This is a genomic window from Isobaculum melis (assembly GCF_900111355.1).
Taxonomy (GTDB): domain Bacteria; phylum Bacillota; class Bacilli; order Lactobacillales; family Carnobacteriaceae; genus Isobaculum; species Isobaculum melis.
In genome coordinates this window covers 96474-107628 of sequence record NZ_FOHA01000009.1, presented here as the reverse complement: position 1 = coordinate 107628, position 11155 = coordinate 96474, and the positions used below count along the sequence as shown (strand labels likewise).

The 11155-nt window shown below is 36.5% G+C and carries 7 protein-coding genes and 2 other annotated features; of the genes, 1 reads left to right on the top strand and 6 read right to left on the bottom strand.

From position 1 onward, the window contains the following. Positions 1-510 (top strand): DUF3324 domain-containing protein (locus tag BMW29_RS08330; RefSeq protein WP_143047347.1); only part of this gene is annotated, 510 nt, incomplete at its 5' end. Between the two features lie 63 nt (positions 511-573). On the opposite strand, the gene BMW29_RS08325 is transcribed toward BMW29_RS08330, so the two are convergent. From BMW29_RS08325 to BMW29_RS14130, 6 genes are all read right to left on the bottom strand, one after another. Beyond that, positions 574-1401: a MetQ/NlpA family ABC transporter substrate-binding protein gene (locus BMW29_RS08325; RefSeq protein WP_092652324.1), complete on the bottom strand. Its 828-nt coding sequence runs from the start codon at positions 1399-1401 to the stop codon at positions 574-576. Positions 1402-1450: 49 nt separating this feature from the next. Then, positions 1451-2272: a MetQ/NlpA family ABC transporter substrate-binding protein gene (locus BMW29_RS08320; protein WP_092652322.1), complete on the bottom strand. Its 822-nt coding sequence runs from the start codon at positions 2270-2272 to the stop codon at positions 1451-1453. Between the two features lie 37 nt (positions 2273-2309). Further along, complete coding sequence (locus tag BMW29_RS08315) at positions 2310-2990, bottom strand: methionine ABC transporter permease (protein ID WP_092652320.1); 681 nt, start codon at positions 2988-2990, stop codon at positions 2310-2312. A 14-nt stretch (positions 2991-3004) separates the two neighbouring features. After that, the gene (locus tag BMW29_RS08310; RefSeq protein ID WP_092652318.1) at positions 3005-4048 is read right to left on the bottom strand and encodes a methionine ABC transporter ATP-binding protein; all 1044 of its coding nucleotides are present in this window, start codon (positions 4046-4048) and stop codon (positions 3005-3007) included. 66 nt (positions 4049-4114) lie between these two features. Beyond that, positions 4115-4371: a binding site (T-box leader), on the bottom strand. 52 nt (positions 4372-4423) lie between these two features. Beyond that, positions 4424-4688, bottom strand: a binding site (T-box leader). Positions 4689-4825: 137 nt separating this feature from the next. After that, positions 4826-5359 carry a MarR family transcriptional regulator gene (locus tag BMW29_RS08305; RefSeq protein WP_092652316.1) on the bottom strand — a complete coding sequence of 178 codons (534 nt, stop codon included), beginning with the start codon at positions 5357-5359 and terminating at the stop codon, positions 4826-4828. Beyond that, on the bottom strand, positions 5352-11114 hold the full coding sequence (locus BMW29_RS14130) for an InlB B-repeat-containing protein (RefSeq protein WP_092652314.1): 5763 nt from the start codon (positions 11112-11114) through the stop codon (positions 5352-5354). Before BMW29_RS14130 ends, BMW29_RS08305 begins: the two co-directional genes overlap by 8 nt. Positions 11115-11155: the final 41 nt, after the last annotated feature.

Below are 11155 nucleotides of genomic sequence, written 5' to 3'. Positions count from 1 at the left end.
ATTAAAAATGAATATGCCTATGTCGTTGGGATTGTGCTCAGTGAATCAGATGAGGCAGTTAAGCCAGAGCTTGTTTTAAATCAAGTGGTAGCAGATCAAGTCAATGCTAGAAATGCCATCAAAGCAAATGTCCAAAATACAACACCAACCTTTGTCAATCAATTGAAAATCTCCACAGAAATTCGTAAAAAAGGCAGCCAAGATGTGCTTTATAGCACCACAAAGGAAGCGATGCAAATGGCACCAAATTCTAACTTTGACTTTCCAACGATGTTAGAAGGAGAGAAGTTAGCAGCAGGAACTTACCTACTAAGTATGGAGGCTACATCAGGTGAAAATACGTGGCATTTTGAACAAGAGTTTACCATCGATGCAGATGAAGCCAAAGAGTTAAACAAATCGGATGTAACCATTCGTGAAGACTACACATGGCTTTATATTCTGTTAAGTGCCCTTGGTGGGATGCTGTTAATGCTTGCCTTTTACATCATCTTTAAAAGAAAAAGATAAGTATCAGTGAACAAACTGAAAATAAAAAAACAATCTACCCTAGAAAAGTAGATTGTTTTTTTGTTATTTATCTTGTGTCCAAGCAGGAGTAGAAGAACCTTTTGAAATTTCTTCAATCAGCTTAGCTGTGCCATCAGATTGATAAGCTTTTATAATTTTTTTGAAGACTTCTTTATCTTTATCCTTCCCATTTGCCACAATAATATTGATATAAGGCTTTGATGTCTCATCAATTGGTTCTAAGAAGATTGCATCCTCAGTTGGTACAAAGCCAGCATCGACAGCCATGCCGCTGTTAATTAACGAAGCATCAACATCTGGTAGTGCACGAGCTGTTTGGGCTGCATCTAATTCTTCAATTTTAAGATTTAATTTATTTTCAGTGATATCTTTTACAGTAGGGGTTTGAGCAGCTGTTTTATCTAGTTTAATCAAACCGGCTGTTTGTAAAAGTAATAAAGCACGCCCACCATTGGTTAAATCATTGGGAATCGCAATTTTAGCGCCTTCCTTTAACTCTTTTACATCTTTAATTTTATTTGAATAAATCCCTAATGAGGCAATTTGTGTATCAGCAATAGAGACTAAATCTGTGTCATGATCTTTATTGTAATTATCTAAAAAGATTTGATGTTGGAATGAATTTAAGTCAATTTCGCCTTCAGCTAAAGCAGCATTTGGCTGTGTATAGTCTGTAAATTTGACTAACTCAATCTCAATATTTTCTTCTTTTAATTGTTCTTTCACATAATCCCAAACTTCATTGTTTTCTCCAACAACGCCGATTTTTACTTTTTCAACTTTTTCAGCACTCTCTTCTTTTTTGTTACCACAGCCTACGACAAAACCGAGTATTGCGATAATTAAAAAGCTTATTGACCATTTTTTCATTTTTCATTCCTCCATTTTCTCTTCTAGTTTTTATTTAATCAATCATTGATTATTTGCTTTCTTCCCAAGCCGGCATAGCGGAGCCGTTGGTTGTTTCTTCAATAATTTTAGCCGCTTCTTTTGTTTGATAAGCTTTGATAATTTTTTGGAAGATTTCTTTATCCTTATCTTTTTCATTGGCTACAATCATATTGATATAAGGATCAGATGTCTCATCAATTGGCTCTAAATAAATCGCTTCTCTTAGTGGATTTAGTCCAGCATCCACAGCCATATTTCCATTAACAATTGAAGCTGTTACATCTGGCAGTGCACGTGCTGTTTGAGCCGCATCTAATTCTTCAATTTTAAGGTTTAATTTATTTTCAGTAATATCATTTACTGTTGGCATTAAACCAGCATCCTTATCGACTTTGATTAAGCCAGCTGTTTGTAAGAGTAAAATCGCACGTCCACCATTTGTTGTATCATTTGGAATGGCAATTTTAGCGCCTTCTTTAATCTCACTAATGTCTTTCACTTTTTCTGAATAAATCCCAAGTGGTGCAATATATGTTTTACCAATCGCAACCAATTTCGTCCCATGGTCTTGATTATAGCTATCTAAAAAGCTTTGATGTTGAAAGGAGTTAAGATCCAGCTCACCTTCAGCTAACGCGGCGTTCGGTTGGTTATAGTCATCAAAAACAACTAACTCTAAATCAATACCATCTTTTTTTAGTTCCTCTTTGACATAATCCCAGACTTCATTATTTTGACCAACAAGTCCAATTTTTACTTTATTTGTGTTATCATCCTTTTTACTGTTTCCACAACCTACAAATAAGACTAAAATTGTGGCAAGTACTAAACCAACTGTCCATTTTTTCATTTCTATTTCCCCGTTTCTTTTTTCAAATATGTTCTATCTAGTGGCTCACTTTTTTGATCAATAGATTGCCAATAAATTGACTGATAAAAACCATTGCTAAGATAATCAGTGTTGCAACTAAGGTAATATCGTTAAAGAAGCGATTATAGCCGCGAGCAATGGCTAGATTTCCCAAACCACCGCCACCAATCGCACCTGCCATAGCTGTTAAACCAATGAGGTTGACAATGGTGATGGACGCTGCTCTAATGATTCCTGCTAAGCCCTCTTTTAAATAAACACGGAAGATAATCCCTAGAGGACTTGTCCCCATTGCTTGAGCTGCTTCAATCACACCAGGGTCTACTTCAACCAAAGCATTTTGAATCTGTCTTGCAAAGAAAGGGGTCGTTCCAACCACAAGCGGAACAATTGCAGCAGTTGTTCCAATCGATGTCCCAACAACCCATCTTGTGAAGGAGACAATCATTGCCATCATAATGATAAATGGAATAGAGCGAAAGATATTCACAAATTTATCTAAAATATGAAAGATAAAGGGGTTTGCCATAATGCCATTTTTATCTGTAACGAGTAAAATCACGCCTAATAAAATCCCTAAAATCCCAGCGATTAGTGCGGTTACACCAACCATATATAAGGTTTGCCAAGTGCTTGTAATAAACTCCTCTTTTAGTGGAGCAACATGAGGTAAATAAGTGTCAAAAAATTGTTGCATGATGATTCTCTCCTTTAATTCGTAATGTCTTTAGTAATCGGTGTGACTTGAATTTGCTTTTCCTCTAAATAGGCTAAAGCTTGTGCTAGGTTTTCTTGTTCTCCTGAAAAGGTCACAATTAGGTTTCCAATTGGTGTATCCTGTAAAATTTCAATATTCCCAGAGAGAATATTGGTTGTAATATGAAATTGACTATATAAATGCGCAACAAGCGGTTCACTGGTTGTATCTCCAAGATAAGTGATTTTAGCTAGGAAATCTTGAGGGCCAATATGCACCACACTCTTATGCGATAAAATCGTTTCTAAAGCTTGATCAATATGGGTGGCTGTATTGATAAAGTTTTGGGTAACAGGAGATTGTGGTTTGCTAAAGATATCTACAATATTTCCTTTTTCAACGATTCTCCCATTTTCCATTACGGCTACTTTGTTACAAATTTCTTTGACTACTTGCATCTCATGAGTGATTAAAACAATGGTTAATGAGAGCTTTTGATTGAGTTCCTTCAATAGTTTTAGAATAGATAAGGTTGTTTGTGGATCAAGTGCACTTGTTGCCTCATCACATAATAATACTTTTGGATCATTAGCTAGAGCACGGGCAATCGCAACTCTTTGTTTTTGTCCACCAGATAATTGAGAAGGGTAAGCCTTACTTTTATCTGAAAGACCAACAAGCTCCAATAGTTCAGTGACTTTTTGCTTTTTCTCTGCCTTGCTTAATGCGCTACCTTTTAAAGGGAAAGCCACATTTTCATGAATCGTAAGAGTATTCATTAAGTTAAAATGCTGAAAAATCATCCCAATTTTTTTTCTTTCTTCTCTCAGTTCTGAGGGAGATAATAATTGCAGCGGTTTTTTACCTACAAATACTTCGCCTGTAGTAGGGGGCTGTAAGAGGTTAATGGTTCTAACCAAGGTGCTTTTTCCTGCACCACTAAAGCCAACGATACCATAAACATCACCTTTATCTACAGATAAATTGACCTCTTTAACAGCGTCAATTGTTTGTTTTTTTTGTGTAAACGTCACGTTAATATCTTTTAATTCAATCATGTGTTTCTGCCTCCAATTTTTTTTTAAAATAAAAAGCTCATCCTTTTAGCCAATTATTGTTTTGACTAAAAGGACGAGCATAAATGTCGCGTTACCACCTTTGTTTATGATATTCTCACGAATACCACCTTTTTGCGTACAAACCAGTTGGTTGATACGCTAGCACTGTAATGGGTGCGCCCATGATAGCCTTATATAGAAGTCTCTATACTCGGTACCCTTGCTCGAAGGCCATTTTCTTAAAAATTCCGCCACCTGCTCTCAGCATCTACAGGTTCTCTGTGGGACTTTCTTTTTAGTACTTTCCTTGTCTTAGCATTTCTTTATTCAAATAAAAAAGCTTCCGTCACTGAACATAAGATAAGTTATCTTTTGTTCAAGGACGAAAGCGTTTATTGCTTCGTGTTACCACCTTGTTTTGCTCATACTTCACAGTATTAGCCTCTATCAGTACTTGAATCCATTGCAATTCGTATACTGTTACACTGTAACGGGTGTGCCCGTAATCACCTTATCTTAGTTAGACTCAGTCATTCCACTCAGAGACCATCTTCTGTTCAACATCCACTGCTTGTTTTCAGCTACCCAAGCTCTCTAAAAAGTTTCTGTTTAAACGTACTCTTCTCATCAATGCGTTTTATAAAGTTTTATCAACTTGCTTCAAAGTTTAACAGATAATGGGAGCCTTTGTCAATAGGAAAAAATATTTACAGACATTCATTGAAAAAAACTCCCTCACTGATTTAGTTTGATCAGCGAGGAAGGGGGGAGAATAAATTAGGCACCTGTTGCTAAAGACTCTTCTTCAAGAATCATTTGTGAAAACAGTGATTCTCCATAGTAGGATTTAAGCAAAATGGCCACTTCTCGGAAGTCAGGCTCTTGTCCAAAAAATTGAGACATATTTGTTGTTTTTTCAAATAGTGTGCTATCTGTCTTATCCCATTTTTGTTCAATATCTCCAAGGATTTTTCGGCCTTTATCAGTAATGGTTGCATAGGTTGTTCTTTTATCAATCGTACTTTTCTGTAACGTCAGATAATTTGCTTTTTGTAATTTATGCGAAGCGTTTTGTGCAGTTGAAATATGCATTAAACCAAGCTGTGCTAATGCTGAAATCGTTAGATTTCCGTTTGCATTTAGAAAAGTAAGAATGGTGTATTCATGGATGCTTAGGTTCGTATATTTTAATAAATTATCCCAATCATCTTCAATTGCTTTCCAGAATGCTTTGCTTAAATGATAAATATATTGTCGATAATATTGCTCCTTGTTTCCAATAGTAGTAGGAGTTGATGTTTGACTAGTCATTTAGAGAACCTCTTTTCTTTTTTAGGAAAGTGTAGATACCTACAAGTGCAATGATAGGAGCTAACAGTATATTGTAAGATACTTTTTCACCTGTACTTGGTAACTCAGCTTTATCTTCTTCTGTATCTTCTATTTCTTCTTTTTCTTCATCTTCATTATCAGGTAGATTTTCCTCATCCGTCACTTCAATTTGGATATCTGTTGCTAGAACTTTTGTATCATTTGTGTCTGTGTCGCTACTTATTTGAGTTGCTGGATCATAAGAAAGGGTCACTTGATAAGTTCCAACAGCAGCTATTAGATTTGTATCATCTACTTCAATAGGATCTAATGAATCTTTTGTTTTCTCGACCCAAGCTTTTGCCTGACTACGTTTTAAAATTTCTGATTGAAGTGTACCATTGGCTTTTAATGCTTCCAATTCAGCAACTGAAATAGAGAAGTTTTCAGCCTGAATTTTCCATGAACCAGATGCAATTAAATCAATCCATTCAGCTTTTAGATTTAAGCCACCTGCAGGAATTGTGATTTTTCCGCTGTATTTAGTTGTACCATCATACCAACCAGCAAATTCATAGGCTGTTCTAGTTGGTTCTGTTAAAGTGTCTAAATCTAAAGTTTCACCAGTGGCTAGTATCATGTCTTCTGGTTGTGTTGTAGAATCACCACCATTAACATCAAATGTAATGAGTTGATCTTCTGCAAACCATTTCGCAGTAAGATTTAACCCACCTGCTGGCATTGTAATGACCCCACTAACTTGTGTATCGCCATCGTACCAGCCTTCAAAGGTATAGCCTGCCTTCGTTGTGATTTGAGCATCAATATCTACTGATTCATGTGTTTTAGCTGTAATGGATGCAACACCCGTTCCACCAGCTGTATCAAAGTGAATGACTTGGTCAGCTTCAGTCCATCTAGCTTTTAAGTTTAAGCCGCCAACAGGCATTTGAATCGTCCCACTAATTTGTGTTGTATCATTATACCAGCCAGTAAAGGTATAGCCTGGTTTGGTTGGTTTCTTGATGGCATCAATATTGATATTGCTATCTGTTGGCGCAATCAAATCAGCTGGTTTACTTGCTAGATCGCCTGATGTGACATCAAAGGTAATGGTTTGGTTATCTGCTTTGAATTGAGCCACTAAGGTTAACTCTCGTGCAGGCACTTTATCAGTTGCGAAGTGCCATTCATTTCCAGATAGTTGCTCTTTCCAGCCCATAAAAGTATAACCTGCTTTAGTCGGGGCTACTGGCTCTGTTAATAAGGTATCAAAAGTTGCTGAAAGTGTACTTTCTGTTCCTTGATCATTAAAGGTTACTTGGTAATGATTAATTGTATATTGTGTATATAAGGTTAATTCATATGCAGGCATTTTATCTGTTGCAAAGTTCCATTTATTTCCACCTGTAGCTGCATCATACCAGCCTATGAAGGTATGGCCAATTTTAGTAGGAGGCGCTGGTTCTGTTAGTAAAGCATCATAGGTTACCATTTGATCAGAAGTTGTTCCTTCATTATTCAAGGTTAATTTATATTCTCCAGCTGCAAAGCGAGCGTACAGGGTTAAGTCGTTGCTAGGTACTTTATCGGTTTCAAAGTCCCATTTATTCCCACCATCTGATGCAGTGTCATACCAACCAATGAAGGTATAACCCGTTTTTTGTGGTGTTGTTGGTTCTGTTAATAATGTATCGTAACTTGCTGAAAGCTGTGTTTCAGTTCCTTGATCATTAAAGGTTATTTGGTAGTCATTGACTGTATAACGAGCATATAATGTTAGCTCATTTGCAGGCATTTTATCTGTTGCAAAGTTCCATTTATTTCCGTCTGTAGTTGCATCATACCAACCTACGAAAGTATGCCCCTCTTTAGTTGGGAGAGCTGGTTCTGTTACTAAAGTATCATATGTTGTTGGTACTGTTGTTTCAGTTCCTTCATCGTTAAACAGGACATTATATTTTGTTGCAGTAAATTGTGCATACAGTGTTAAGTTGTTAGGTGGCATTTTATCTGTTGTAAAATGCCATTTATTTCCACCTGTAGCTGCATTATACCAACCAGTAAAGTCATGACCATATTTTGTTGGATCGTTTGGTTTGGTTAATAGGGTATCGAAGAACGCAGTATCATTTGTTAGCGTACCTTCTATCTGATAGGTTATTTGGTATTCTTTGGCTTTATATTGTGCAAATAATGTTGTATCCTCTGTACCAACTGTATATGGAAAGGTAATTTTTGTGCCACCTAGAATGCTATCATACCAGCCTGTAAAATCAGTTCCTGGATAAATCGCTGATGGCTCAGCTACGATGGTGTCACCTGGATATCTTTTGATGATTGTATTGGCTGTTGTGCCACCTACAGGGTTTAAGGTAATCTTTGTTGGTTCAATAATCCCAGCATCAATTTGATCAAAATTTGTTGCACTTGGAACAAGATTGCTGGCTATGGCTTGAAGATGATCGCCTGATTCTGTTGGTGTGCTTCCACCACTTGTAGGAGGGGAGAAGCGTGTCTCATCATTAGTCGTCGGATTTATAAAGAGAATATCCACCTTTTTATTTTTGTCTAAACCTAAGAATTCGTAATAACCATCTTTATCTGTTGTTACTGCGTAGATTTCTTTGTTTGTACCGGTTTCATAAGCTCTAACGGTTACACCACTACGACCATTTTCTTCAGCATCTTTAATGCCATTACGGTTTGTATCATTGAACACTTGTCCTTTGATGACACCTGTTTTTAAGCGAATCGCAATGGGATCGCTTGGTTTATAACCAGAAACAGCACCTGGAATGGCTCTATAAATACGTGCAGAATAAATATTTGCTTTTCCAGCATTGATTTCAGCTTTAGGATCATCTAGATTTAATGGAAAGCAAATCGCTTCAGTAAATTGATTCGGAATAGTATCAGTTGTTGAAATTTTTACCATTCGAATCTCTTCTTTATTTTCAATCTCATTCCATGCTTTAAATTGAGGTGAATCTTTTTCAATTTCATAAGTTGTGGCATACAAGACTTCATAGTTTAAATTTCCAACTGGAACAATCTCGTCTAAAATGGAGGTTGTCCAACCAAATGCTTCTTTTTGTAAATGATCATTTTGGTTAAATTCAGCAGGGGTATCCGGTGTTAAATCGGTTTGTTCACCTGCTTTTGGAACAGGAATTAAAGCAGTGTAACCGTCAATTTCTTTACCAGTATTATTCGCAACCGTTAATTGATAATTTGTTCTTCCTTTTGGATTTAAATCAATAATCGTTTTACCTGTATAATAGTCATAACTTGTCCAAGGACCGTCATTTAAATTGGCAGCTGTACTAACTGAAAACTCTTTTTGTGCACTAATTTTTAGGGTAGTATCTTTGTTGAGTGTACCAACAAGTTTGTTTGTATCGCCACTGCCATCTATATCAAATTTATTTTTTGTATTAAAGTATGCCGTGTTTCCAACAACAGTGACTGTATCACCGTTACTAGGAATGATTGCTAGTAAATCGGCAGTATTAATAGTGGTAGCAGGTGTTTCATTTTTTATTTTCACATCATAAGATAATTCAATTGGAGGATGAGCCTCTGTCCCGTTTTTAACGCCTAAAGTGACATCGTTTAAGGTAAACTTAATGACTCTATTTCCTGTATTATCAACGGTTTCAATCGGTGTAATGGTCCCATCTTCAACACGATAGAATGTAGTCCCTTGTTTGACAACGATTGATTCTGGATTAATTTGTAAATAGTCTCCTTCTCTTAAGTAGAGATCAAACCCTTTTTTGACAAATGCACCATTTAATTCTTCTTTAGAAATTGTTAAAGAAGATCTTAGCGTAGTAACATCGCCAGCTTTATGGTCTAGTGAAGACAACAGATTATTATGTCTAAAAGTCATATGAGTGTTGTTAGAAACGGTCGTTGTCATGATGCTGTGATTAGCTTCAGGGCCATCTAAATCTCCATCACTCACTGCAACTGTAGATAAAGTAGACTCGAATAATTTAGACTCTGGTGCATAAAAGAATTTTCCGTAAAATACGCCAGGTGTAGATGACCATAGACTATAAGAAACAGAAGGCGTTCCATTTGTCCCAGAACCAGGTAAGAATTCTGTTGACTCATAGATGATTTCTTTAATAAATTCCTCAGGGTCACTTGTGTAATCAGTTAAATCTAAGTTTGCTACTCCAGTTAGTTTAAAGTTTTTTGAAAATGGTATACGCTCAATGGTGTACTGGTCTTTATTGGTTTTTATTGTCACATTTGTTGCATCTTGGTTTTGTCCAGTTACTAATTGCACATAAGTCACACCAATTGCTGGATCATCAAAGGTTAAACGGATTTTTTGATCTGTCACATTTTCAGCAAATGAATTAGAAAAATGATAGACACCTAAAGGATAGTTTGTTGCCTCCAAAACGCTGGGGGTGTTAAAAACTCTACCAGTAGTAGGTTTAGGTATCAGTTTGTTTTCAAAAATTGCTGCAACTTTGATGATTTGTGCATCACATTTACCTAGTTCTAAGGAAGTGGGTGATTGGTAAGGCGTTGCACGGGATTCTGTGGCTTGAATGGTGTAATTCCCTGGTTCAATATTTGCTGCAGTTGAAAAATAAAATGAAATGAGTTGACGATCACTGGTTGCAAAATTTTGAATAGTCAACGTGACAATATCATGATCAGGGTCACTGACAGAGTCAACAGAATAACTAAGTTGCGATTCTTCCATAAAATTATTTGGATTATCCAGTTTTTGAAACCCTAATTCTTTCTTAAAATAAAATGTTTGGACATACTCATCGTATAGTACTTGTTCATCTCGACTGTTAGTAAAGCTGCTACCCGCGGTACTAAGACGGTAAGGGACAACAACTTCATCACCAGGAGTAATGATTTGTTCGAGGGCTCTTCTATAAAACCAAGGTTCAAGCTTTCCAGTAACTGTGTAAGATTCAATTTTTTCATCAGAAATAATGGTTGGAATACCTGATAGCTCAGCAGAAGAAGAAACTTCAAGAATATTTTCAAAACTGCGGCGGCCATCATTTGCACCAAAACCTAAGTCAAAGGTAAGTAATAAGGAAAAGTCAATATTGGCAGTTCCATGGGAGATTTCATAAATAAGCGTTCCACCTTTTGGATTGTAACCATAAATAGATTCATTAGGTGTATATGTAGCATTCGTGATGACGCCCTGATACTGTGATTCTAGTGCTGTGCTGGAAAAGATCCAGTCATTATTGTCTTTCGAAGTAGCAATCATACCAGGAGCTTGTGCGATTCCTAGACCATTGTTTAAATGAATGATTATTTTACGATTTGTTGTGGCATGATCGCTACCAAATTTAGCACTGATATCTAAACTTCTTGCATGAAGCAATGCACTGCTAATATCGTATTCCAATGCTGTCTGCCCAGCTAAATCACTTCCTCCACTTCCTGCAATGCCACCAAATACTGCAAAAGGAGTAGTCGATTTAGGTTGACTTTCGATTGTAGGAACTTCTGGTAGGGGAACGTCTTCTTTAATTTCTGGTACTGGATTATTTTCAAGTGGTAGTTGTTCCGGTTCAATCTCCAGCTGTTCTTCTTGCTCGAATTGTTGACTACTATCAACAATTGTACTTAAATCATTATCTGTGTCTTTACTTTCATCTAAAACATTTGCAAGAGCGTAGATGTTTGTTTGAGAAAGTGTTAATAGTACAATCATCGCAATAGTGATGATTGTTTTTACCCAATTTCTTTGTTTCAATGTATTTCCTCCTATGAGTTGTGTGCTATTTTTCTATTTGG

What these genes read in the sequence shown, in the direction of transcription:
- BMW29_RS08325 (WP_092652324.1), bottom strand. Translation starts at nt 1,401, where the DNA reads ATGAAAAAATGGTCAATAAGCTTTTTAATTATCGCAATACTCGGTTTT.
- BMW29_RS08320 (WP_092652322.1), bottom strand. Translation starts at nt 2,272, where the DNA reads ATGAAAAAATGGACAGTTGGTTTAGTACTTGCCACAATTTTAGTCTTA.
- BMW29_RS08315 (WP_092652320.1), bottom strand. Translation starts at nt 2,990, where the DNA reads ATGCAACAATTTTTTGACACTTATTTACCTCATGTTGCTCCACTAAAA.
- BMW29_RS08310 (WP_092652318.1), bottom strand. Translation starts at nt 4,048, where the DNA reads ATGATTGAATTAAAAGATATTAACGTGACGTTTACACAAAAAAAACAA.
- BMW29_RS08305 (WP_092652316.1), bottom strand. Translation starts at nt 5,359, where the DNA reads ATGACTAGTCAAACATCAACTCCTACTACTATTGGAAACAAGGAGCAA.